This window comes from Pseudomonas sp. Sample_20, from assembly GCF_004307585.1.
In the GTDB taxonomy this organism is placed as follows: domain Bacteria; phylum Pseudomonadota; class Gammaproteobacteria; order Pseudomonadales; family Pseudomonadaceae; genus Aquipseudomonas; species Aquipseudomonas atacamensis.
On record NZ_RCOA01000097.1, the window covers coordinates 1 to 22,301 of the forward strand.

Annotated in this window: 19 protein-coding genes and 1 tRNA gene; 11 read left to right on the top strand and 9 right to left on the bottom strand. The window is 60.3% G+C overall.

Annotated features, from left to right (window positions below; translation table 11 throughout):
• Positions 1–184: 184 nt before the first annotated feature.
• Genes D8U70_RS20415 through D8U70_RS20425 form a run of 3 tightly spaced genes read left to right on the top strand, consistent with a single transcriptional unit; the run spans position 185 to position 3,750 of the window.
• Positions 185–844 (top strand): paraquat-inducible protein A, encoded by a 660-nt coding sequence (locus tag D8U70_RS20415; RefSeq protein ID WP_071173598.1) that lies wholly within the window; start codon positions 185–187, stop codon positions 842–844.
• Entirely contained in the window at positions 831–1,454 is a 624-nt protein-coding gene (locus tag D8U70_RS20420) for a paraquat-inducible protein A (protein WP_073473548.1), read from the top strand. The genes D8U70_RS20415 and D8U70_RS20420 overlap by 14 nt, the downstream gene beginning before the upstream one ends.
• Positions 1,447–3,750, top strand: coding sequence for an MlaD family protein (locus tag D8U70_RS20425; protein WP_016773187.1), 2,304 nt, complete (start codon positions 1,447–1,449; stop codon positions 3,748–3,750). Before D8U70_RS20420 ends, D8U70_RS20425 begins: the two co-directional genes overlap by 8 nt.
• A 175-nt stretch (positions 3,751–3,925) precedes the next feature.
• Here D8U70_RS20425 and mksF read toward each other — a convergent pair whose 3' ends face one another.
• From mksF to mksB, 3 genes are read right to left on the bottom strand one after another with little or no spacing between them, the layout of a single operon-like run.
• Positions 3,926–6,766: an Mks condensin complex protein MksF gene (gene mksF, locus D8U70_RS20430; RefSeq protein WP_041480021.1), complete on the bottom strand. Its 2,841-nt coding sequence runs from the start codon at positions 6,764–6,766 to the stop codon at positions 3,926–3,928.
• Positions 6,763–7,464: an Mks condensin complex protein MksE gene (gene mksE / locus D8U70_RS20435; protein WP_016773189.1), complete on the bottom strand. Its 702-nt coding sequence runs from the start codon at positions 7,462–7,464 to the stop codon at positions 6,763–6,765. Before mksE ends, mksF begins: the two co-directional genes overlap by 4 nt.
• Complete coding sequence (mksB, locus tag D8U70_RS20440; protein WP_163032968.1) at positions 7,454–8,734, bottom strand: Mks condensin complex protein MksB; 1,281 nt, start codon at positions 8,732–8,734, stop codon at positions 7,454–7,456. The genes mksE and mksB overlap by 11 nt, the downstream gene beginning before the upstream one ends.
• A gap of 242 nt (positions 8,735–8,976) precedes the next feature.
• Here mksB and D8U70_RS20445 point away from each other — a divergent pair, with 242 nt between their 5' ends.
• Together D8U70_RS20445 and rimI are read left to right on the top strand one after the other, a co-directional pair.
• Positions 8,977–9,723 carry an energy transducer TonB gene (locus D8U70_RS20445; RefSeq protein ID WP_122706714.1) on the top strand — a complete coding sequence of 249 codons (747 nt, stop codon included), beginning with the start codon at positions 8,977–8,979 and terminating at the stop codon, positions 9,721–9,723.
• Positions 9,716–10,168, top strand: coding sequence for a ribosomal protein S18-alanine N-acetyltransferase (gene rimI, locus D8U70_RS20450; RefSeq protein WP_122706712.1), 453 nt, complete (start codon positions 9,716–9,718; stop codon positions 10,166–10,168). The genes D8U70_RS20445 and rimI overlap by 8 nt, the downstream gene beginning before the upstream one ends.
• A 121-nt stretch (positions 10,169–10,289) precedes the next feature.
• Here rimI and D8U70_RS20455 read toward each other — a convergent pair whose 3' ends face one another.
• A complete protein-coding gene (locus D8U70_RS20455; protein ID WP_122611786.1) occupies positions 10,290–10,694 on the bottom strand; it encodes a serine kinase/phosphatase in 405 nt (134 codons plus the stop codon).
• 140 nt (positions 10,695–10,834) lie between these two features.
• On the opposite strand from D8U70_RS20455, the gene can reads away from it, so the two are divergent.
• The gene (gene can, locus D8U70_RS20460) at positions 10,835–11,479 is read left to right on the top strand and encodes a carbonate dehydratase (protein ID WP_039761245.1); all 645 of its coding nucleotides are present in this window, start codon (positions 10,835–10,837) and stop codon (positions 11,477–11,479) included.
• Between the two features lie 9 nt (positions 11,480–11,488).
• On the opposite strand, the gene D8U70_RS20465 is transcribed toward can, so the two are convergent.
• The 3 genes from D8U70_RS20465 to D8U70_RS20475 all read right to left on the bottom strand — a co-directional run bounded on the left by D8U70_RS20465 (position 11,489) and on the right by D8U70_RS20475 (position 14,936).
• Entirely contained in the window at positions 11,489–12,013 is a 525-nt protein-coding gene (locus D8U70_RS20465) for an SET domain-containing protein-lysine N-methyltransferase (RefSeq protein ID WP_110646141.1), read from the bottom strand.
• A gap of 174 nt (positions 12,014–12,187) precedes the next feature.
• Positions 12,188–13,360: a hypothetical protein gene (locus D8U70_RS20470; RefSeq protein ID WP_130929604.1), complete on the bottom strand. Its 1,173-nt coding sequence runs from the start codon at positions 13,358–13,360 to the stop codon at positions 12,188–12,190.
• A 157-nt stretch (positions 13,361–13,517) separates the two neighbouring features.
• A complete protein-coding gene (locus D8U70_RS20475; protein WP_016773194.1) occupies positions 13,518–14,936 on the bottom strand; it encodes a TIGR00366 family protein in 1,419 nt (472 codons plus the stop codon).
• A gap of 342 nt (positions 14,937–15,278) precedes the next feature.
• Here D8U70_RS20475 and D8U70_RS20480 point away from each other — a divergent pair, with 342 nt between their 5' ends.
• From D8U70_RS20480 to D8U70_RS20490, 3 genes are all read left to right on the top strand, one after another.
• Entirely contained in the window at positions 15,279–16,592 is a 1,314-nt protein-coding gene (locus D8U70_RS20480) for an MFS transporter (protein ID WP_073473586.1), read from the top strand.
• A 114-nt stretch (positions 16,593–16,706) separates the two neighbouring features.
• Entirely contained in the window at positions 16,707–18,023 is a 1,317-nt protein-coding gene (locus tag D8U70_RS20485) for a PAS domain-containing methyl-accepting chemotaxis protein (RefSeq protein WP_130929605.1), read from the top strand.
• Positions 18,024–18,240: 217 nt separating this feature from the next.
• On the top strand, positions 18,241–18,840 hold the full coding sequence (locus tag D8U70_RS20490) for a flavin reductase family protein (protein ID WP_130929606.1): 600 nt from the start codon (positions 18,241–18,243) through the stop codon (positions 18,838–18,840).
• Positions 18,841–18,893: 53 nt separating this feature from the next.
• On the opposite strand, the gene ggt is transcribed toward D8U70_RS20490, so the two are convergent.
• Positions 18,894–20,726: a gamma-glutamyltransferase gene (gene ggt, locus D8U70_RS20495; protein WP_130929607.1), complete on the bottom strand. Its 1,833-nt coding sequence runs from the start codon at positions 20,724–20,726 to the stop codon at positions 18,894–18,896.
• Between the two features lie 336 nt (positions 20,727–21,062).
• On the opposite strand from ggt, the gene D8U70_RS20500 reads away from it, so the two are divergent.
• Together D8U70_RS20500 and D8U70_RS20505 are read left to right on the top strand one after the other, a co-directional pair.
• Positions 21,063–21,455 carry a helix-turn-helix transcriptional regulator gene (locus tag D8U70_RS20500; protein WP_241664675.1) on the top strand — a complete coding sequence of 131 codons (393 nt, stop codon included), beginning with the start codon at positions 21,063–21,065 and terminating at the stop codon, positions 21,453–21,455.
• A gap of 79 nt (positions 21,456–21,534) precedes the next feature.
• On the top strand, positions 21,535–21,759 hold the full coding sequence (locus D8U70_RS20505; protein ID WP_073473524.1) for a SymE family type I addiction module toxin: 225 nt from the start codon (positions 21,535–21,537) through the stop codon (positions 21,757–21,759).
• A gap of 362 nt (positions 21,760–22,121) precedes the next feature.
• Here the strand turns inward: D8U70_RS20505 and D8U70_RS20510 are convergent.
• Positions 22,122–22,198, bottom strand: a tRNA-Met gene (locus D8U70_RS20510).
• Positions 22,199–22,301 lie beyond the last annotated feature (103 nt).

The following is a 22,301-nucleotide window of genomic DNA, read 5'->3' on the forward strand; positions in this document are numbered from 1 at the left end:
TGGGGTTTCCCCATGTGAGAGTAGGTCATCGTCAAGATTAAATTCCGAAACCCCAGTTGCGAAAGCAGTTGGGGTTTTGTTTTGCCTGCGAGAAAGTTTTCAGCGCTACGGCGAACAAAATTGCACAGTTATTTTCGAAACAGAACACTAGAATAGCCCCATCTTTATCGGAGCTAGAGCCTGTATGTCAGAATCGGTTGACGCCCCCGGGCTGTCAGATTTACCGCTGGAAGACTTGATAGCCTGCCACGAGTGCGACCTGCTGATGCGCAAGCCGACACTTGCCCATGGTGAGAAAGCGCTCTGCCCGCGCTGCGGCTACGAGTTATATGCCCACCGCCATAACGTTGTGCAGCGCAGCCTCGCTCTGGTGATCGCGGCTTTATTACTTTACGTGCCTGCAAACTTTTTACCCATCATGCAACTCAATATCCTCGGGCAATCTTCGCAGGATACGGTCTGGAGTGGTGTGGTAGGTCTGTTCAACACCGATATGCAAGGAGTGTCGATTGTCGTCTTTCTTTGCAGCATGGCCATACCGTTACTCAAGTTGTTGTGCCAGCTGTTTGTCCTACTGACGATCCGCTTCAATGTCGGCCGTAGTTATGGCTTGTTGCTCTATCGTATTTACCACCACCTCAGAGACTGGGGCATGCTCGAGGTCTACCTCATGGGCGTCCTCGTCGCGATCGTGAAGCTGGCGGATATGGCAGCAATCACCGTCGGCCTCGGGCTGGCATGTTTCATTGGCTTGTTGTTGGTACAAGTCTGGCTGGAGGTGGTGATGTCACCGCATCAGATCTGGCAGGCATTATCAGGAGAGGATGCCCATGCGGGCGATTGATGCGGGCATTCTGGTGTGCGCCGAATGCCACGAACTGAACAAGCAGGAAGCTGACGTCGATGAGCAAAGCTGTACCCGCTGCGGCGCGCAGGTTCACGCTCGCCGCCCTAACAGCCTGACCCGCACCTGGGCGCTGTTGATCACGGCAGCCATTATCTATATTCCGGCCAACGTCTTGCCGATCATGACGGTCAGCTCTCTGGGCCAGGGTGAGCCGAGCACCATCATGTCCGGCGTGATTGAACTGGTGCAGCACGGCATGATTCCAATCGCGAGCGTGGTGTTCATCGCCAGTATTCTGGTGCCCACGTTCAAACTGGTCGGCATCGCGTTGTTGCTGTTTTCAGTGCAGCGCCGGCAGCCATTGTCGGCCCGTCAGCGCATCTGGATGTACCGCTTCATCGAGTTCATTGGCCGCTGGTCGATGCTCGATATTTTTGTGATCGCCATTCTCGTGGCGGTCGTTAACTTCGGCCGTATAGCCAGTGTCGAAGCCAATTTGGGCGCCGTCGCCTTCGCCACCGTGGTGATTCTGACGATGCTCGCCGCAGTAACTTTCGATCCCCGACTGATTTGGGATAACACGGAGTCGGACGACGACCATGACTGATTTGCCTGTAGCGAAAACCCGACCGGCTTCGAACTGGTCGGCCATTTGGGTGCTGCCTCTGATCGCTTTGATCATCGGCGGCTGGCTCGGCTGGCGTGCTTATTCCGAGACCGGTATCGAAATTCAGGTGCGCTTCGAAAGCGGCGAAGGGATCCAGGCCAACAAGACCGAAGTGGTTTACAAAGGCATGCCGGTCGGCAAGGTCAAGACGCTCAAGCTCGACGATGAAGGCAACTCCAAAGGAGTGATCGCCACTATCGAAATGAACAAGGACGTCGAGCAATACCTGAAGACCAGCACGCGGTTCTGGCTGGTCAAACCGAGCGTGACCCTGGCCGGTATCACTGGTCTGGAAACGCTGGTCTCGGGTAACTATGTCGCGATCAGTCCCGGTGAAGGCGAGCCCGTGCGCAAGTTCAAGGCACTCGCCGAAGAACCGCCGCTGTCCGACGCCAAGCCCGGTCTGCACCTGACCATCAAGGCCGATCGCCTCGGCTCGCTGAATCGCGGCAGCCCGGTGTTCTACAAGCAGATCAAGGTCGGCCAGGTCAAAAGCTACGTGCTTTCCGAGGATCAGAGCACCGTTGAACTGAAGGTGTTCATCGAGCCGACCTACGCCAAACTGGTGCGCAAACACACACGTTTCTGGAACGCCAGCGGCATCAGCATCGACGCCAACCTGTCCGGTGTGAAAGTCCGTAGCGAGTCTTTGGCCAGCATCGTCGCTGGGGGCATCGCCTTCGCCACGCCGGAGAATCGCAAGGACAGCCCTGCGACCGATCCGAGCCTGCCATTCCGTCTGTATGAAGACTTCGACGCTGCCGCTGCCGGCATTCGCGTGAAGGTCAAACTCAGCGATTTCGAGGGCCTGCAAGCCGGTCGCACGCCGGTGATGTACAAAGGCATTCAGGTCGGCAACCTGAAAGCGCTCAAAGTCGATCCGGACCTGAACAGTGCAACAGCCGAGCTGACCCTTGATCCGTTGGCCGAAGACTATCTGGTTGAGGGCACGCAGTTCTGGGTGGTCAAACCGTCGATATCCCTTGCCGGTATTACCGGCCTGGAAGCGCTGGTGAAAGGTAACTACATCGCCGTGCGTCCGGGCGACAAAGGCGCTGCGCCGAAACGCGAATTCGAGGCGCGACCGAAAGCACCACCGCTGGACCTGCGTTCGCCAGGCCTGCATCTGGTGTTGTTCACCGACTCGCTGGGCTCGATCGATGTCGGCAGTCCGATTCTGTACAAGCAGGTCAAGGTCGGTTCGGTGCAGAGCTACCAGTTCTCCCGAACCAAGAAGCAGCTGGTCATCGGCGTGCACATCGAGAAGGAATACGAAAACCTGGTCAACGCCTCGACGCGCTTCTGGAACGTCAGCGGCATTACCCTCACCGGTGGCTTGACCGGGGGCATTCAGGTCAAGAGTGAATCCCTGCAAACCCTGATGGCCGGCGGTATCGCGTTCGAAACGCCGCAAGCCAATGCGCCGTTGAAGAAACGCATCCCGCGCTTCCGTCTGTTCGCCGACCACGATGAGGCAAACAAGAAAGGTGCGGTAGTGACGATCAAGGTTGATCGCGCTGACGGCTTGAGCAGCGGTACGCCGGTACGTTTCAAGGGGCTGGATGTCGGCAAGATTGAAAGCGTTGATCTGACCGATGACATGCAGTCGGTAATCCTCACCGCACGCATCACCGAAGTACCGGAAAAGATCGCCCGAGTCGGCAGTCAATTCTGGGTGGTCAAGCCGGAACTGGGCCTGATCAAGACGCAGAATCTGGAAACGCTGGTCACCGGTAAATACATCGAAGTCCAGCCGGCGGCGAAGAATCTTGGCCCGCAGAAGAACTTCGTTGCCTTGGCCGAGGCGCCGGAAGTCACCAAGCAGGAAGCCGGTTTGAGTCTGGTGTTGAGCGCTGCACGTCGTGGTTCGCTGAAGCCCGGCGTACCAGTCACCTATCGTGAAATCACCGTCGGCAAGGTGACCGGTTATGAGTTGGGCCAGACCGCTGACCGTGTATTGGTGCACATCCTGATCGAGCCGAAGTATGCGCCATTGGTGCGCAGCGGCAGCCGCTTCTGGAACACCAGCGGTGTGGGCTTCGATTACGGTTTATTTAAAGGCGTGACGGTGCGAACCGAGTCGCTGGAGACGCTGATTCAAGGTGGTATTGCCTTCGCCACCCCGGACGGTGAACGCATGGGCAACCCGGCGCGGGCCGAGCAGACGTTCCCGTTGTTCGACAAGTTCGAGGATGAATGGCTGACCTGGGCGCCGAAGATTCAGCTTGGTAAATAGCAGCGTCTGTTGAGACGCCTTCGCGAGCAGGCTCGCTCCCACAGGGGAACGCATTCCAATTGTGGGAGCGAGCCTGCTCGCGAAGGGGCCAGCCAAATCAACACAAAATCCACTCCATAAAAAAGGGCCGCGATCCCAGCAGATCGCGGCCCTTTTTGCCTTCAGCTAAAGCCGATCAAACCGCATCCAGCTCCGGCTCATCGGCCTGCACATTCAGCGTGGCTTTGACCACATCATGGCGGCGGATGTACTTCCAGTCCGCTTCATCGATGTAGATCCCGGCCGGGCCGCTGCCGCCTTCCAGGTCAATCGCGACACTGGCGCAGACCTGCGGCTTCACACTTGCGAGAATCGGCACGAAGCCCAGTTGCAGACTGGTTTCCAGCAGCGCCGCCTGGTTCTTCTCGTCGATGTCCGCCGCCTCGTCGAGGTAGTACGGCAGACGCACGCGGCCGGCCAGATCGCGATCCATCAAGTGCAGCAACAAGTACATGTTGGTCAGCGCCTTGATGGTCATGGTCGTACCGTTGGAGGCCGCGCCGTCGATGTCGGTGTGGATCACCGGTTGGCCGTTGACCTTGGTGATCTCGAAAGCCAGTTCGAACAAATCCTTGAGGCCGAGCTGGTTGTGGTTCGCTGCCACCAGCCGCGCGAGGTATTCCTTGGCCTCTTCGTTCTTGTTGTCCTGCTCGGCGCTCTGGCTGAGGTCAAACACCGACAGGGTTTCGCCTTCCTCATACTGGCCGGCGCTGTGGATGATCTGGTCGATGTGCTTGAGCGCTTCCTTGTTCGGCGCGAGGACGATGCGGAAGCTCTGCAGGTTGGAAACCTGACGCTTGTTGATCTCGCGGTTGAACAGCGCCAGTTGGTGCTCGAGGCTGTCGTAGTCGCTGCGGATGTTGCGCAGAGTGCGGGCGATGTCGGTGACCGCCGCGCGCCGCGCCTTGCCGAGGGTCAGGGCTTCATCGGTACGGTGTGCGTAAGCGTTGATCAGCAGCGACAGACGCCGCTCCATGTCGTCTTCGCTGTCGAACTTGGCCACACCTTTCAAACGCACCTGCGCGTACAGCGCCTCGATCTGCCCATCGGCGCGCAGCAGACCCTGCCAGCTATCCTGATAGTCGTTGAGCAGCGGCAGCAGGTTGTCCATCGAGTCATCGACCGGATCCATGAACGGCGTTCCGAACGGCAGGTCCGCTGGCAGCAACTGACGACGGCGCAGCGCGTCGTCGAGGGTGCGCTGCTTGGCTTCCATGTCGGCGATCTGCCGGCCGACGAGTTGCAGCTTGGCCGACAGTTGCTGGACGCGCTCGGTGAAGGCATCGCTGGAGCGCTTGAGTTCGTCCTGCGCAGCTTCCATCTGCGCCAGTTGTTCGAGTTTGTCGCTTTCTTCGGCGCTCAGGGTCTGGGTGCGACGGAAATCTTCCAGCGCCTTCTGCGCGTCCAGCACCTGCTGATACAGCGCCTCGGTCTGGGTCTTGCTCGCGGCGCGGTCGGCGGCCACGGCTTGCTGGGTTTTCAGTTGCTTGAGCTCTTTTTCCAGACGCTCCTTCTGATCGCGCAACGCGGCGCGGTCAGCCAGAGCCTGCAAGGCGGGCGGCTCGATGTGCGAGATGTCGATCGACAGGCCCGGCACTTCGAAGCGCTCGCCCTTGAAGCCGTCAAGAATCAGCTCCACGGATTTGACCCACTCACCGTTCTCGTCGAGGGTGATGCCGTGTTCGCCCAGCGGCAGGCTGAACAGCGCGCTGTTGAACAGGCGCATCAGGCGTTCGACGTCCTGTTGCGAGAACTCTTCGCGCAGGCGGGCGTAGCTGTTGTTGTCGGCGTGATCGAGTTGCTGCTTCACCGACTTCAGGCGTTTTTCCAGATCGCGCAGACGCTCTTCGAGATCTTCGGCGCTGAACTGACGCGACTGCGCCAGGGCACCGGCCAGTTCATCGTGAGCATCCTTGGCGGCGAGCAATTGTTGCTCGAGCACTTTGACGTCATCGACCAGGGCGAAGCGGTTCTTCAGCACCGACAGCTCACCGAGCCAGCGCTGAATGCCGGAAATTTCCCGCTCCAGACGCATCAATTCCTGAGTGCCGCCGCGCTGATCGTTTTGCAGATCGTCCTGCTCGCGACGGTAGTGCTCGGCCTGGATGGTGAGCTCTTCCTTGCGCGCCGTGGCGTAGTCCGACCAGGTGCCGAGCAGGGAATCGAGTAGCGGCGACAGGCGATGCAGTTTGCCGCGCAGCACGTCGCGCTGTTTCACGCCGTTGGCCAAGGCTTCGACCAATGGGCCGGCGGCGACCAGCGAGTTGTAGTCCTGTTCCATGCGCCGCACGTCGCGGAAGGCTTCTTCGCACGCGGCGATGTAATCGACGCTGCCCGAACGCAGGCTGTGCTCGAAGGCATCGAGGAACAGTTGCTTGAGCTTGGCCGCGGTGATTTCGCGCATGTGCAGCAGGTTGATGAACAGCGCGCGGAAGGTCTTCAGGCTCTGCTCGCTGGTGGAGCGCAGCGGGATCAGCGTCAGGTCGAGCGGGATCGACGTGTGGCCGCCAACCAGCAAGCGGCGCAGTTCGTCCGGCTTGAGCTCGTAAGCCTTCAGGCCTTCTTTTTCGAGATTGCTGAACAGTTCTTTCTGGCGCAGGCAGGTGTCGTTTTTCTGGTAGTGGGCCAGATCGAGCTTGCCGGCGTAGGCGAAGAACTGGTGCCCGAAACCGCCCCCCGGGCCGCGACCGACCACGCCGATCACGTGCGGGCCGTGGGGCAGGTTGACTTCGACGAGGATGTAACTGGTGTCGGAAGCGAAGTAGAAGCGCCGCGATTGTTCCAGGCTGTACTTGCCGAAACTCATGTCCGACATGCGCGCCAGAATCGGAAACTGCAAGGCGTTGATCGACGCCGATTTCCCGAGGTTGTTCGCGCCGTAAACCGACAACGGTTCTTCCAGCGGGAACAGACCGAGGCTGTAACCGGCGGTGTTCAAAAGGGCAAAGCGGCGGATGCCGTAGCGTTCTTGGCTCATGCATCGGACTCCTGTTCTTCGGCAATGGCGCGGGCCAGTGCGTCTTCTTCGCTTTCTTCTTCAAATTCGGAAAGATCGAGCGGATCGTCGGTTTCGAGGAATTTCGCTTCGGCTTCTTCGTCGATCAGCACCGGCGCCGGCAGCGGCAGAACGCTGTGGACGCTGGCAGCGAGGTCGCGGTCCTGCTGTACCGACAGGCACACGTCGAGGAAACGGTGCATCGGCGGCAGGAAGCGGTAGACACCGTTTTCTTCGCCGGCAAAACCAAGCTGGGTCATGCGGCGCATGATTTTTTCTTCGAGTTCTTCGACGGTCTGCACTTCGGCCTGAATGAACAGGTCGCGATACTTGTCCAGCAGCGACGGCAATTCTTCCCGGCCGAGGCTGCCGCCGTCGAGCACGGCGATCGGGTCGCGGCCCTGATCGGCCAGGTGCTCGACGAGGATGAAGGTGAACAGCGCCAGACGCTGGGCGGTCTTGTTCACCGCTGCGGCGGCCATGTCCGGCACGAAGTAGTAGAAACCACGGGTGTCGCAGACCAGTTCAAAGCCCAACGCCTTGAACAGCGTGCGGTACTGGTCCTGGAAATTCGACAGTTGTGCGTACAGCTCGGGATCACGACGGCTGACGTGGTAACCCTTGAACAACTCGCGGAAGATCGGCGCCAGTTGCGACAGTTCGGAAAGATCAAGATGCATTTGGGATGCTCGCAGAATTCTCGGCGGCGGTGTCGCTGGCCGAGAGCAGGGCGAAGGAGCGCAGGCTGACCTGATGCTCGTGAGTGTGATATTCGCGACGTTCCAGACGCTCGCGCTTGAAGCGTTTTTCCCGCGACAGGCGCGAGAACCAATAAAGCAATTCGTCGGTGGCGCCGTCCGGTTCCTGCTCCAGCAGCCAGGTCATCAGATCCGGCATCGGCAGCGATTCTTCGCAACGATCGACCATCTCGCGCACGGTGCGCGGTGCACGTGGCGCGTCGCCAGCCTTTTGGGTTTTGTGCGCCTTGGGGAAGCGCGCCGGTTTCGGCTCGAAACGCGCCAGCGCATAAACGTAGGCTTCGACCTGACTGGCGCTGCCCAGGAAAGTGCTCTGTGGGCGGGTGAACAGCGGCATCGCCGCTTGCGGCACGGCGTCGATGCCTTTACGCCGGATCGCCGCCAGCGCCAGTGCGGCGCCACGGGTCACGGCGTTATGCCGACGCGCTTCTTCACGCAACGGCAGCAGCAGTTCGCGGGCATGGCGCAGGGTCAATTGCGCGCTGGTCTGCATTTCGAGGATGCGCGCGTGGGTGCGCAGGAGCATGTCGTCATCGACCAGATGGCCGAGACGCTGCTGTTCGCTGAGCATCTTCAGCAGCACGGTTTCGACCTTGCGCACGCCTTGCTCGAAGGCACCGTCGGCGTTGACCAGATCGATCATCGGCTCGACGTATTCGTCCCACGTCGCCAGTACTTCGGCGTAACGCTGACGCAGCGGAATCTGCCGGTCGCTGGTCTTCGCCCGTTCGGCGACTGCCACCAGGGCCTGTTCATCGTTGTCGAGTTTCTTCAGTACGTCGCGCACGCGCATGTCGAGCAAGCGCAGCTGGCGCGCCAGATCGTTGCCGTCACGAACGTCGAAAGCGTCCTGGATATAACCGGCCAGACGCTCCAGGTGACGCAAATAGGCTTCGATTTCCAGGCACAGACCGAGGCGGTGTTCGCGGCGCAGGTAGGCGAGGAAGTCGTGGATCTGCGCGTTGAGCTCGAAACGGTTCGGGCTTTTCGCCACCGGAACCAGAATATCGAGGCGAATCCACACATCGAGCAGGCTGGTGATGTCCTGCGGCGTGCTGTCGAGTTGTTGGGCGGCCAGTTGCGTGCGCAGTTCGTTGAGGCTCAGGGTGCCTTGGTCGAAGTGCTCGCACAGTGGCTCCAGAAGTGCCCAGTGTTCAGCGAGGGCGCGCAAGACGCGCTTGGGTTCGATCATCGGAATGGCCGGCTGGTTGGCGATTAAAAGCGGCGATTGTACTGCATCACAGGCGCGGCGATTCACTCTCGGGACGGGCTGTCGCATTCTTTGCTCAAAGGGCAGCGGCGCAGCGCAGCGCGGGGTATCGATCAACAGCGAGCGATCTTGTGCGAAGGGCGGTAGAATCAGCGCACTTTCCGTTATCCACAAGTGGCCGACCTTTGCTTATCGAGTCCCGCCGCCGCGCCTATTTGAACGCCATGCAGGTGGTCAACTGGCTGCCGCGCACCGAACTGCCTTTCGCCGCACCGTCGCGGCCCGAGCTGTTGGAGATGCCCGAGCCTGAGCTTGAGGTGCCGGTCGTTCCGGCGCCTCTGGCTGAAGCACCGGCGCAGCCTGCCGCGCGTCAGGTCGAGCGGCCGAAAATCGAGGTGCCGCGTCCGTCGCTGGCCAGTACCCGCAACGGCGCGAAACCGGTGGAGGAAGTCGACGAGACGCCGGTGGTGGTCAAGCCTGCGCCAGTGCCGCCGCCGCGTTTCGCCCTGCAACTGCTGCGCGCCGGGCGCTGCCTGCTGCTGGTCGAGTTACCCACAGGCGAAGCGTTTCAGAGTCGCGATCCGGCCTACCTGCTGCTCAAGGACATGCTGCGCGCCGCCGGTCTGCCGGATGCGCCGCAAATCGTCGGCGAACCTGTGCGCTGGCCGTGGCTCAATCGCGGCACGCTGGATCAAGGCCCGGAAGCGGCGCGCGACTTCGTGCAGGGTTTCCTCTCGGTGCAGATGGAAGCGGCGCCCTGCGCCTGTCTGTGGCTGATCGGCCTGCCGGCGGTGAAATTTGCCGGGGAAGCGGACGCCGAAGCGTTCAATAGTGAACTGCAGATCGAAGGTCTGGGCCTGGCCTGGGCAATTCCCGGTCTGGAACTGTTAATGGAAGAGCCACAGCGCAAGGCCGCTGTGTGGCAAGCCATGCGTCGGCTGATGGCGCGCTGGAAACAATCCGATGAGTGAGGCTGTAACCTTTCGCCCGATGACCGAGGCGGACCTGGACGCTGTGTTGAAGATCGAATACGCCGCGTACAGCCATCCGTGGACCCGGGGGATTTTTCTCGATGGCCTGGGCAAATACCAGATCTGGCTGATGTTCGAAGGGCAGCAGCAGGTGGGCCACGGCGTGGTGCAAATCATTCTTGATGAGGCGCACCTGCTCAATATCACCGTCAAGCCGGAAAGTCAGGGGCGCGGGTTGGGCCTGACGTTGCTTGAGCATTTGATGTCGCGGGCGTATGCGGCCGAGGCTCGGGAATGCTTTCTCGAAGTGCGCGACAGCAACACGGCTGCGTTCAGGTTGTATGAGCGTTATGGCTTCAACGAGATTGGCCGGCGTCGTGATTATTATCCGGCGGTGGGTGGGCGTGAGGATGCGGTGGTGATGGCCTGTACCCTGGTTGACTGAAGCCATGTAGGAGCTGCCGAAGGCTGCGATCTTTTGATCCTGTTTTTGTAAGATCTAAAGCAAAATCAAAAGATCGCAGCCTTCGGCAGCTCCTACAGGGGGCAAATTTCAAGTCAGCGGATCAGCGCTTGCCATCCAGCGGATCCAGATCCGCCAGTTCCGCTTCATCCAGCCCGTCACCGCCGCCGATGTCATTTTCATCGACCACGCTCAGATCCCAATCCGCCTGATTACCCTCGCCGACTTCCTCGGCATCGCGCGCACCATCCTCGCGAATCAGGGTTTCCGGGCTCAGGTCATCGTCAGTCGGCTGATGATCATCCACCGAGGCCCCGGTCATACCCGCCTCACGCACTCGCTCAGCCGGCATCAGTTGTTCGCGTTCACGCTCGGGCAGTTCATCTCCGATTTTCGCGCTGGGCTCTTCGTCGTCGAAATCCAGCTCGTGCACCGAGCCCATGCGGTCTTCGTTATCATCGATGGGTTCCGGTTGCACCGCATCATAAGGGCGTCGTGAATCAGTCATGGCAATTCCTCATAGTGTGGGCCTTACTGAGTGGACTCACCGGGCGCGCGAGAATTCCAACGAAAACACTTTGCGCTGGCGGCGTGACTTCGACGGGCGGTCGTCTATCAAACCTGCGCATCTTTCTTGAGGCCTTATCCATGCACGATCTACAAGACCTGATTGATAACAACGAGCGTTGGGCTGACGCGATCACCAAGGAAGACCCGGATTTCTTCGCCAAACTGGCGCGCCAGCAGACCCCAGAATATCTATGGATCGGCTGCTCCGACGCACGCGTACCGGCTAACGAAATCGTCGGCATGCTGCCGGGCGATCTGTTCGTACACCGCAACGTGGCCAACGTCGTGCTGCACACCGACCTCAACTGCCTCTCGGTGATCCAGTACGCGGTGGATGTGCTCAAGGTCAAACACATCCTCGTCACCGGCCACTACGGCTGCGGCGGCGTGCGCGCGTCGATGCAGGATCGCCAGTTCGGCCTGATCGACGGCTGGCTGCGGTCGATCCGCGACCTGTACTACGAGAAACGCGAAGAACTGGCCAAGCTGGCGACCGAAGAAGAGCAGGTCGATCGCATGTGCGAACTCAACGTGATCCAGCAAGTGGCCAACGTCGCGCATACCAGCATCATCCAGAACGCTTGGCATCGCGGACAGCCGCTGTCGATCCACGGCTGCATCTACGGCATCAAGGACGGCCGCTGGAAAAGTCTCAATACCACCATAAGCGGTTTCGAACAGTTGCCGCCGCAATACCGCTTACGTCCGGTCGGCGCGCCGTAACCGCGGCGTTCAGTTACGGCCTGGATGCCGCCAGCGCTGTAAAAAGCGCTGGCCTTCAGGCGTGGGTGGTTCGTCGTAACCGGTGATCCAGCCACGGCAGCGCGACGAACCGCAATCGCAGGCGAACTGGCGTAGCAGTTTGTCTTCGGTCGATGCGTAATCGATGCTCAGATGTTCGCCGCTGTGGATATCTTTCAAGGCCCACAGCCACAATTCGCTCATGTCGAGAAATACATTCGGATCGCAGGCGTGCTCGAGCACACCGCAAAAGCGCGGATCGTAAACGTGGATGCCGGTTTGCAACTGACGGGTCTGTCGACAGCGATAGGGCAGCAATTGCCCGGAAACCCGGCACATTCGGCTAATGCGCAGAAACTCGCGGCGCGCGACCACCGCCGTGGCCATGCCACGTTCGTCGTGGATAATCTGAAAGTCCTGGCAGGATGGGAAGCCCAGCCGCACCGGAAGTCCGGCGAACGGATAGATGCCTTCTGTGTCGCGCGGCAGGTGCCGGCCCATGGCTTGATTGTTCATAACGATCCTTGTTGTTGAGTGTTGCCTCCGGGTTGTGCCCATGCCTCGCCAGGCGAGGCATGATTGGATCCAAGCGTCGCGCAATTGAAGGTAGCGGTCTACTGTCAAACCTGACAGGCGCGATCACCGCTGGCCCGCGTCAGCATTGACTGACACGGGGGGCTCCGGCAGCGATTACAGAGCGGGTGCGGGCAAAGCGGCCGCAGGCAGTGGCGCTTTCAACTGCTGCAGTTGTGTCTTGATTCGTGGCGTGGCGCACTTGGCGGCGGCTTGTTCGGCGCTGAGGTCGCGGATCGAGGTGTAGAACAACTCGCAGGTTTTGACCTTTTGCGTCACCTGCCATGTTTGCGTGCAACTGTTCAGCGTGGCCTGCGCATCGCTGCCCGGCTTGCTGCCCATCCCGGCCTGCCAGCAAGCCGCGCTCAAATCCTGGCCCATGACTTTAAGGCCCGCCGCGTCAGCCTTGGCCTGGGCATCGTCGCCGGTATAGCTCTTCGGATCGGCGGCGTACCAGATATAGCTCGGATGATTCGAGCCGAGCACCGGCACATTCACCCCTTCGCTTGGACTGATGCTTGCCAGACCCAATACGCCCACCGTCGGCCCATACTGTTCCTTGATCCAGTTGCGCACCGGCGCCCCGAACGCAACCATCGGCAGCGTCGTGCCGCTGGCGGTCTGGCTGAACTGCTTGACCAGCGTGGTCTGGTAATCCTTGAAGTAGTCGTAGACGTCCTCCAGATCCCCGCCGGCATTGGACGGCGCGGCGATCGGCGCGATGTCGATGATGGTCTGATAGGCCGGCGTCTGCCCGGCGGGGATGCCGTTATCGGTCAGCAACGTCGCCCAGCGATCGGTGGTGTTCGAGCGCAGATAGTCCTGCGCCTGGGTCAGCGAGTAATCAGGCGGGAAGTGCAGCAACTCGATGCTCTTGCGATTTTCCAGGGCCATGCCCAGCGGCAGGAACAGATACCAGCTGTAGGCCCACTTGCCATCGGCATTGAGCTTGCTGGCGCCGGCATACGCCAGGTCGCCGGCATCGAGCAACGCCGACAGCGGCTTGTCATAGCCGTCCGGCACCCCGGTGATCTCGGCGTAGAGCTGATCGTTGTCATTTTTCACCAGCACCTTGGCATCGGCGTAACCGTCGCGCTGTACGCTCTGGCTCAGGTAGTGAGCAACGGTCTGCTCCAGCGTCCAGTTGCGAAAGCAGATCACGCTGCAATTGTTGGGGTAGGCGAAGAGGCGGGTGACGCGCTCGGTGCTGCCCAGTTTCACGTCGACATCGGCGTGGACGGCGGCGCTTAGTGTCAGTGCAACGAGGGTAAGGCCTGCGAGTTTGAACATGCTCAGATCCTTTTCAGCGTGGGTTCCCCTCGATTTGGGGGCGCTTCATAGTGGATCAGAGGTGTTTGACAGAAAAGCGGTTGAGTGTGGATTTCATGATTTCCACGCCAGACCTGTGCAAGCGAGCGCTCGCTCCCACAGGCCTGGCTAGTTTTTGCTACGGCATCACCGGCGGCGTATACGCCAATGTCGTCCCCAGCGCCCACAACAGCAGCAGCACCAGTGGCGTGTGCACCAGCAGTTGCACGAACGAAAAGCCGATCAGATCCCGCGCCTTCAACCCGAGCACGCCCAGCAGCGGCAGCATATAGAACGGGTTGATCAGGTTCGGCAAGGCTTCGGCGGCGTTGTAGATCTGCACTGCCCAGCCGAGGTGGTATTGCAGGTCATTGGCGACTTGCATCACGTAGGGCGCTTCGATGATCCATTTGCCGCCGCCGGACGGGATGAAGAAACCGAGAATCGCCGAATAGACGCCCATCAGCAGCGCATAGGTGTCGTGGGAGGCGATGCTGACGAAGAAGGTCGAGATGTGATGTGCGAGGGTTTGCGCATCGGCGCCTTTGACCGTAGTCATCAGTGCGGCGATCGAGCCGTACAACGGAAACTGGATCAACACGCCAGTGGTGGTCGGCACCGCACGGGCCACCGCATCGAGGAAGCTGCGCGGGCGCCAGTGCAACAGCGCTCCGAGCATGATGAACAGGAAGTTATAGGTGTTCAGGCCGGAAATTGCAGTGATCGCGGGTTTGGTCGAGAACTCGTGGAACAGCCATCCCGCCGCCAGAAGCACCAGCACAATGATCAGCAACGGGCTGTGTTCCAGCCATTCACCGGGGCGAGTGCGCGGTTGCAGCGGCGGCAGGTTGAACGCCGGGTCGATGCCGCAGGCCTTGGCGTCGCGTGCCGAGTTCGGCCCGGGCGCGGTGGCGTAGGCGATGATGATCGAAATCACGATCAGCGCCAGCAGCATGACCCCGGACTGCCAGAGAAAAATGGTTTCGGTGAACGGGATTACGCCAGTGATCGACAGGATCGACGGCGGCAGGCTGCCGGGGTTGGCCTGCAACTGCGCGGCCGACGATGACAAGCCCAGTGCCCACACCGCGCCAAGGCCAAGGTATGCCGCAGCACCGGCCGCGCGGTAATCCATTTTCAGATCGGTGCGGCGGGCGAGGGCGCGTACCAGCAGCCCGCCGAATACCAGCGACAGACCCCAATTGAGCAGGGAGGCGACCATCGAGATCAACGCTACCCAGGCCACGGCGGAGCGGCCGTTTTTCGGGATGCGTGCCAGTTTGTCGATCAGTTTGACTGCGGGCGGAGAGCTGGCGACGACGTAGCCGCCGATCACCACGAAGGCCATCTGCATGGTGAACGGGATCAGGCTCCAGAAGCCGTCGCCGAAGGCCATCGCCGCAGCGGTAGGTTTGGCGCCCATGGCCAAAGTGGCCAGCGCAACGATGATCACGGCCAGCGCGGCGAATACCCAGGAATCGGGAAACCAGCGTTCGGCAAAACTGGAACAGCGCAGGGCAAAGCGCGCGGAGCGGCTATCTTCGATATCAACGGCCACAGGAAGTACCTCGGATTTTTTATGGTTATTTTGATCCGTGGGAGCAGTCGCCCGGCTCGACAGCCACAGAGAACCCTGTGGGAGCGAGCCTGCTCGCGAAGACGTCGGCACATTCAGCATCAGGTTGTCTGAACTGACGCTTTCGCGAGCAGGCTCGCTCCCACGTGGGCGGCTGGTCGGTGTTGGCGTGGTCCCTTGGACAGGCGCTAACAGTAAATCAAGCGCCACCCTTTTGTTGAGCAGGTTTTCGCAAACCGAGACTATGGTCTGACGGGTTGTCGATCCGCGCTTTTGCGTAGACCATGAGCGCCTTGGTTTTTGCCGATGCCTGAGTTCTTTGTCATGACTGCCAATTCTCCAGCCCGACCGGCGCCGTTCAGCCGCTCCGACTACAAGACCCTCGCCCTTGCGGCGCTTGGCGGGGCGCTGGAAATCTACGATTTCATCATCTTCGTATTCTTCGCACTGACTCTGAGTCAGCTGTTCTTCCCCCCGGAAATGCCCGAGTGGCTGCGTTTGCTGCAGAGTTTCGGCATCTTCGTCACCGGTTATCTGGCGCGGCCGCTGGGCGGGATTCTGATGGCGCATTTCGCCGACCGCCTGGGCCGCAAAAAGGTGTTCAGCCTGAGCATCCTGATGATGGCCCTGCCGTGTCTGCTGATCGGGATCATGCCGACCTACGCGCAGATCGGCTATTTCGCACCCTTGCTGTTGCTGGCGCTGCGCATCCTGCAAGGCGCGGCGGTGGGCGGCGAAGTGCCAAGTGCCTGGGTGTTCGTCGCCGAGCATGCGCCTGTCGGCCATCGCGGCTACGCCCTCGGATTCCTGCAGGCCGGCCTGACCTTCGGTTACTTGATCGGCGCACTCACCGCGACCTTCCTCGCGCAGGTTTTCACGCCTGCCGAAATTCTCGATTACGCCTGGCGCTATCCGTTTCTGCTCGGCGGCGTGTTCGGCGTGGTGGGCGTTTATCTGCGCCGCTGGCTCAGCGAAACCCCGGTGTTCATGGCCATGGAAGCGCAACGCGAGGCGCGAGTCGAACTGCCGTTGCGCACGGTATTGCGCGAACATCGTCTGGCCATGCTGCCGGCCATGTTGCTCACCTGCGTACTCACCTCGGCAGTGGTGGTGTTCGTCGTCATCACCCCGACCATGATGCAGAAAACCTTCGGCATGACCGCCAGTCACACCTTCGGCCTCAGTGCCCTGGGCATCGTCTTCCTCAATATCGGCTGCGTGATCGCCGGGCTGCTGGTCGACCGCATCGGCGCCTGGCGCACGGTCATGCTCTACAGCTTGTTACTGCCGCTGGGCATTGGCGTGTTGTATGGCTGCCTGATCATGGGCGGGCATTGGATCGGCATGGCCTATGCGGTCGCCGGCCTGGCTTGCGGGGTAGTGGGTGCGGTGCCTTCGGTGATGGTCGGGCTTTTTCCGGCGCGGATTCGCGTGTCGGGCATTTCCTTCACCTACAACATTGCCTACGCGGCGTGGGCAAGTATCACCCCGCTGCTGCTGATTGGTCTGATGCCGTGGAGCCCGTGGGTCTGCGTGATCTTTTGTGCCGTGATGGGCGCTGTGGGGATTGTGACGGCGGCGTATTTCGGTGCGCGCATGCCACGTACCGGACCGTGTCAGGCGGCCGGCGCTGCCTGATCCGCAAGCGCCGGATTATTTTCGACTGACGGGTCTGGAGCTGGCTTCAGAAAAGCTGTGCAAGGCCGATGGCTAGGTTGTATCCGCTAACTACCCTGCCATCGGTGCTTTCCCATGTTCAATAAACGCTTGAAACAAGAGCTGGCTGCTCTGCGCGAAGAACTCTCCAGCCTTGTACAAGTGAAGGAAAGCCTGGAAAGCGAAATGCTCGCGCTGACCCTTGAGCCCGACGGGCGGATTCGTTCGGTCAACCAGAATTTTCTCGATGAAATGCTCTACAAGAGCCAGGACCTGGTCGGCCGGGCAATTGAAGACATCGTGCCGGCCCACGTCAAAACCGACGAATTCCATCAGCGCTTCAAAAACTCGATGAGCCGTGGCGAGCATTTTGCCGGCGCCGTGCGCCTGTTGCGCGGCAATGGCGACGAGGCGTGGCTGCGTTCCATCGTGCAACCGGTGCGCTCGTCCGATGGCCGGATCAGACACATTTCCTTCTACGCCAGCGACCTGACCCGCACCATCGAAGCCTCCCGCGAGCATGAGAACCTGATCGGCGCGCTGGTGCGCTCCACCGCCGTGATTGAATTCGATCTCAACGGCAATGTGCTCAGCGCCAATGACCGCTTCCTCAACGGCATGGGTTACAGCCTGGCGCAGATCAAAGGCAAACATCACCGCACCTTCTGCGCACCGGAAGAATACAACAGCGCCGAATATCAGAATTTCTGGCGGCGCTTGAACAGCGGCGAATTCGTCGCAGGCCGCTTCAAGCGTATCGACAGCCATGGTCGTACGGTGTGGCTGGAAGCGTCCTACAACCCGGTGGTTGATGCCAACGACAAACTGTACAAAGTGGTGAAGTTCGCCACGGTGATCACCGATCAGGTCAACCGCGAGCAGGCGGTTGCCGACGCAGCGAGCATCGCTTACAGCACCTCGCAACAAACCGACAGCACCGCACAACGGGGCACCACGGTCGTCACCGAAGCGGTCAACGTGATGCGTGATTTGTCGCGGCACATGCAAGCCGCCGGCGAAGGAATCGAAGCGCTCAACGAGCAGTCGCTGGTGATCGGCACCATCGTCAAAACCATCAGCGGCATTGCCGAACAGACCAACCTGCTGGCGCTCAACGCCGCGATCGAAGCCGCCCGGGCCGGCGAGCAGGGCCGTGGTTTTGCCGTGGTCGCGGACGAGGTCCGGCAACTGGCCTCGCGCACCAGCCAGGCGACGGACGAAATCGTCGGCGTGGTACGGCAGAACCAGGAAATGGCCCGCAATGCCGTGGCGCTGATGACCGACGGCAAGCTTCAGGCTGAACAGGGCCTGGCGCTGGCGGCGGAGGCGGGCACGGTGATTGTCGAGATTCAGGACGGTGCGCAGAAAGTGGTGGATGCGGTGGGGCAGTTTGCCAATCAGCTCTCTCACTGACACCGCACTTATCGTTCCCACGCTCTGCGTGGGAATGCCGCCCGGGACGCTCCGCGTTGCTTCGCTGGCGTGACGCAGAGCGTCACAGGATGCATTCCCGCGCAGAGCGTGGGAACGATCACCGAGGGGCAGCGCCGCATCTGCTCGCTCCCACAGGTTCTGCGATTCTCCAGTGACAGCGCTACAATCGGCTCCTTTTCCTCCGGAGCAGATCCCCATGAGCGTCTCCCACCGCCGTCCGGTGCCTCTGAACAAAGCCTACCGCCTGCTCAATCACGGGCCGACCGTACTGGTCAGCGCCGCTCACGACGGCCAACGCAACATCATGGCCGCCGCCTGGGCCATGCCGCTGGATTTCGAACCGCCGAAAGTCGCCGTCGTCCTCGACAAATCCACCTGGACTCGCCAGTTGCTTGAAGCCTCCGGCACTTTTGTGCTGAACGTGCCTTGCGTCAATCAGGCCGATATCGTGCAAACCGTCGGCAACACCTCCGGCCTGGAACTCACCCGCAACCAAGGTCACGACAAGTTTCAGGCGTACGGTCTGCAAACCTTCGCTGGCGAACAGGTTGAAGCGCCGCTGCTCGAGGGCTGTGTCGCCTGGCTCGAATGCCGCCTGCTGCCGGAGCCGCGCAATCACGAGCAATACGACCTGTTCCTCGCCGAAGTCATCGCCGCCCAAGCCGATGAGCGTGTGTTCAGCGATGGGCGCTGGCATTTCGAGGGGCAGGATGGACTGCGTACCTTGCACCACGTGGCGGGCGGGCATTTCCTGAAGATTGGGGATGGGGTGGATGGCAAGACGTTGGCGGTCTGATTTACTCCCGGGAGAAGGCCTGCTGCTCGGCAGGCCTTTTTCAATGCGGTGTTTCAGTCCCCCAACGCCTCTCCCTCACGCCGAGGGTCGGCACCCCCCGTCAATGTCGCTTTGCCCTGCGCATCCTTCACCCGCACGATTGCTTGGGTGCCGCTGGTCATGTCGATTTCACTGACCGTGTGCCCTTTGTCTTTCAACGCCTGAATCAGCACCGGGCTGAACTGTCCCTGTTCCAGTTCGGTGGGGCCATTGCGGCTGCCGAAGTTGGGCAGGTTGATCGCACTTTGTGCATCGAGGTTCCAGTCGAGCAGGCCGATGGTGGTTTTAGCCACGTATTCGATGATTTGCGAACCGCCGGGCGAGCCGACTGTGGCGACGAATTCACCAGTGTTGCGATCAAAGATCAGCGTCGGCGCCATCGACGAGCGTGGGCGTTTGCCCGGTTCGACGCGGTTCGCGACTTTCTGCCCGTTCTCTTCGGAAATGAACGAGAAGTCGGTCATCTGGTTGTTCAGCAGAAAACCCTGAACCATCAGGTGCGAGCCGAACGCGGCTTCGATGGTGGTGGTCATCGACACGGCGCCGCCGAGGTCGTCCACCGCCACCACTTGCGAGGTCGAGATGCGCAACGGCGAGCGGTCCGGTGCATAGGCAACCTGCACGCCCGGTGGTGTGCCCGGTTTGGCGCTGCCCATGCTGCGCTCGCCGATCAGGCTGGCGCGGCTGGCCAGATAGGCAGGATCGAGCAGACCTTTGACCGGCACCGGGACGAAGTCGGTGTCGGCCACGTATTGCGCACGGTCGGCATAGGCCAGACGTTCAGCCTCGGCGATCAGATGCACCGCTTGCGGCGCCGGTTCCATGCCGGCCGGCCTATTGGTGTTCACTGGTTTGAGCGGGGTCAGCGACAGGCGTGGGTCGCGAGTCTCCAGCGCCTGCAATGTGCCGAGAATCTGCGCTACGGCGATCCCGCCTGACGACGGTGGCGGCATGCCGCAGACCTGCCAGCGCTTGTAGTCGGTACACAGCGGCGCGCGCTCCTTGGCCTGATAACGCTGCAAATCGTTCAGCGACAGGCTGCCGGGGTTGGCGTGCTGTTGAACCTTGGCGACGATCTCTTCGGCGATCGGACCTTTGTACAGCGCATCGGCACCCTCGCTGGCGATGCGTTTGAACACGGCGGCCAACTTCGGGTTTTGCAGGCGTGTGCCTACAGCTTTGACGCTGCCATCGTTATTGAGGAAGTAGGCGGCCATGTCTGGTGACTGGCGTATCAGCGGATCGGCAGTCAGCAGCGAATGCAGGCGCGGGGAAATCGCAAATCCTTGCTCGGCCAGTTTGATCGCCGGCTCAAACAGCTTCGCCCATGGCAAGCGACCGTGCTGCCGATGCGCCAGCTCCAGCGCGCGCAATACCCCGGGCGTACCGACCGAGCGCCCGCCGATCTGCGCTTGCGCAAAGGCCATCGGTTTACCGTCAGCCTTCAGGAACAGCTTCTCGGTGGCCCCGGCCGGGGCCGTTTCGCGGCCGTCATAGGTGCGCACCTGCTTGCCATCCCACAACACAATCATCGCCCCGCCACCGATCCCGGAAGACTGCGGCTCAACCAGCGTCAACACCGCCTGCATCGCAATCGCCGCATCAATCGCCGAACCACCCTGACGCAACATCTCCCGCCCGGCTTCGGCCGCGAGTGGATTGGCAGCAGCGGCCATGTGTTTATTGGCGTGACGGGTTTGCAGATCAGTGCGGTAACCGGAAGCGGCTTCCGGTGCCAGCGGCAACGAAGAAGAGGGCGGGGCGTTGCATGCGGTGAGGGTCAGAGCGCTGACAAGCAGTGTCAGGGCTGGCAAGCGAAAGCGCTCTAAGGGCTGGGCTGGAAACACGCGGGCTCTCCGTCCGTGGGGTAGAAGTCTTGGGGGACTTTATCGAGCGGGCGGGCGGGGTGCAAACCGGTGGGGATTTGGTGCTATGTCAATCGTCCTCGACGGTGCGTTCCAAACCCGGTTGGTTGCGATGGATTCAGTTGAATCAATGGTGTCTTTGGTTGTAGTTCTTCGCCCCGGCTGGAGTAATTTTCGTACATTTCTCCTACAGAACTTTCAGGTCGACAGCCTACGCGGCGTTGCCTGAGGATGGTTTCTGTAGTTTTTCCAGGATGGATATCAGATGAAGAGGATGAGTCCGTTGCCATTCGATTTTATTTTCAGTTGGCCGCTGTCATGAGCATTTCCAATGAGGATCGTGATTTTCTGGTGGCGTTGGGCAGTCGCATTGCACATTTACGCACGGTGCACGAGATAACACAGACGCGGTTTGCAAGGGCTTTAGGTCTTTCCCGGCAGACCTTTCAGGGTTACGAGGAGGGCACGCGCAGCATGCCGGTCACGACACTGGTGAAGATGGCATTTGCGCTTCGCGTTCCCGTTGAAGACCTGCTCGGGGTTCCCTCGTACACGGAGACGACCAGGCGCAGCTTGACCTCGACGTGGTATCGACGGCTGCAGTCCATCAATGAGCTTTCGAAGGTCCAACAGAAGGTAATTGCGCAGATGCTTGACGCGCTGATCGCACAGGCAGCGAGCAAAACAAGCAACGAAGAAAGAGAAATTTGAAGTAACCCTAAGAACGCGGAACCAGGGTGCGCCAACACCCTGGCTCCGCTAACCACAAGCAGCTAAACAGGAGCTGATCATGGCTAAAACCAAGCATACGTCATCAACCCCCATCACTGAACGCCGGTTGAAAATCGCCGCTGATTTTTACCCGGCCCACACCAAGGAAAAGCCCTACAGCCCCGCCAAACCCGTACCCTGGATCAGACTGCGCGGCCTGTGGTTACGGCAGGCAGGATTCGAGGTGAACGAGAACGTCAAAGTGCGTGTGATGAAAGGGTGTCTGGTGATTACAGCGGAATAGATGAATCATCCAAGTAAAGCCGCAACGCCATTTGCGTAGAAAAAACGCCGCTAACCCTCAAAGAATAGCGGCGTTTTTTCTCATATAGCGCTCTTGATTATCTAAAGTTTTATGGCGGGCGGGGCTCGTAATACCTGGCTAAAAGCCTGGTTGGGAGGAAGGCATTATCTTGAATTTGATATGTGGCTTATATGAAAAAAGGCGCAGTGCAGGCTGTAAGAAAGTCTGACGGATGAGCGGCTGAGAGCCCACTGATCAATCGAAAGGGCTGAAGATAGACCTTCTGTGGGTGGGGAACCGGAGGGGGAATTATTGCAGGCATAAAAAAACGGCCTACCTTTCGGTAAGCCGTTTTTAGTACTTGGTGGCTACACAGGGACTTGAACCCCGGACCCCAGCATTATGAATGCTATGCTCTAACCAACTGAGCTATGTAGCCAAGTGGCGCGCATTATTCCCCTGAAATGGCAAAGCGTCAAGCGTAAATCGAAAATATTTCTTCCTGTTTTCAACCGCTTATCCTCCAGCCCCGAAAATCGGGG

Coding starts and splice junctions, on each gene's coding strand:
- D8U70_RS20415 (WP_071173598.1), top strand. CDS start 185: ATGTCAGAATCGGTTGACGCCCCCGGGCTGTCAGATTTACCGCTGGAA.
- D8U70_RS20420 (WP_073473548.1), top strand. CDS start 831: ATGCGGGCGATTGATGCGGGCATTCTGGTGTGCGCCGAATGCCACGAA.
- D8U70_RS20425 (WP_016773187.1), top strand. CDS start 1,447: ATGACTGATTTGCCTGTAGCGAAAACCCGACCGGCTTCGAACTGGTCG.
- mksF (WP_041480021.1), bottom strand. CDS start 6,766: ATGAGCCAAGAACGCTACGGCATCCGCCGCTTTGCCCTTTTGAACACC.
- mksE (WP_016773189.1), bottom strand. CDS start 7,464: ATGCATCTTGATCTTTCCGAACTGTCGCAACTGGCGCCGATCTTCCGC.
- mksB (WP_163032968.1), bottom strand. CDS start 8,734: ATGATCGAACCCAAGCGCGTCTTGCGCGCCCTCGCTGAACACTGGGCA.
- D8U70_RS20445 (WP_122706714.1), top strand. CDS start 8,977: ATGCAGGTGGTCAACTGGCTGCCGCGCACCGAACTGCCTTTCGCCGCA.
- rimI (WP_122706712.1), top strand. CDS start 9,716: ATGAGTGAGGCTGTAACCTTTCGCCCGATGACCGAGGCGGACCTGGAC.
- D8U70_RS20455 (WP_122611786.1), bottom strand. CDS start 10,694: ATGACTGATTCACGACGCCCTTATGATGCGGTGCAACCGGAACCCATC.
- can (WP_039761245.1), top strand. CDS start 10,835: ATGCACGATCTACAAGACCTGATTGATAACAACGAGCGTTGGGCTGAC.
- D8U70_RS20465 (WP_110646141.1), bottom strand. CDS start 12,013: ATGAACAATCAAGCCATGGGCCGGCACCTGCCGCGCGACACAGAAGGC.
- D8U70_RS20470 (WP_130929604.1), bottom strand. CDS start 13,360: ATGTTCAAACTCGCAGGCCTTACCCTCGTTGCACTGACACTAAGCGCC.
- D8U70_RS20480 (WP_073473586.1), top strand. CDS start 15,279: ATGACTGCCAATTCTCCAGCCCGACCGGCGCCGTTCAGCCGCTCCGAC.
- D8U70_RS20485 (WP_130929605.1), top strand. CDS start 16,707: ATGTTCAATAAACGCTTGAAACAAGAGCTGGCTGCTCTGCGCGAAGAA.
- D8U70_RS20490 (WP_130929606.1), top strand. CDS start 18,241: ATGAGCGTCTCCCACCGCCGTCCGGTGCCTCTGAACAAAGCCTACCGC.
- D8U70_RS20500 (WP_241664675.1), top strand. CDS start 21,063: ATGAGCATTTCCAATGAGGATCGTGATTTTCTGGTGGCGTTGGGCAGT.
- D8U70_RS20505 (WP_073473524.1), top strand. CDS start 21,535: ATGGCTAAAACCAAGCATACGTCATCAACCCCCATCACTGAACGCCGG.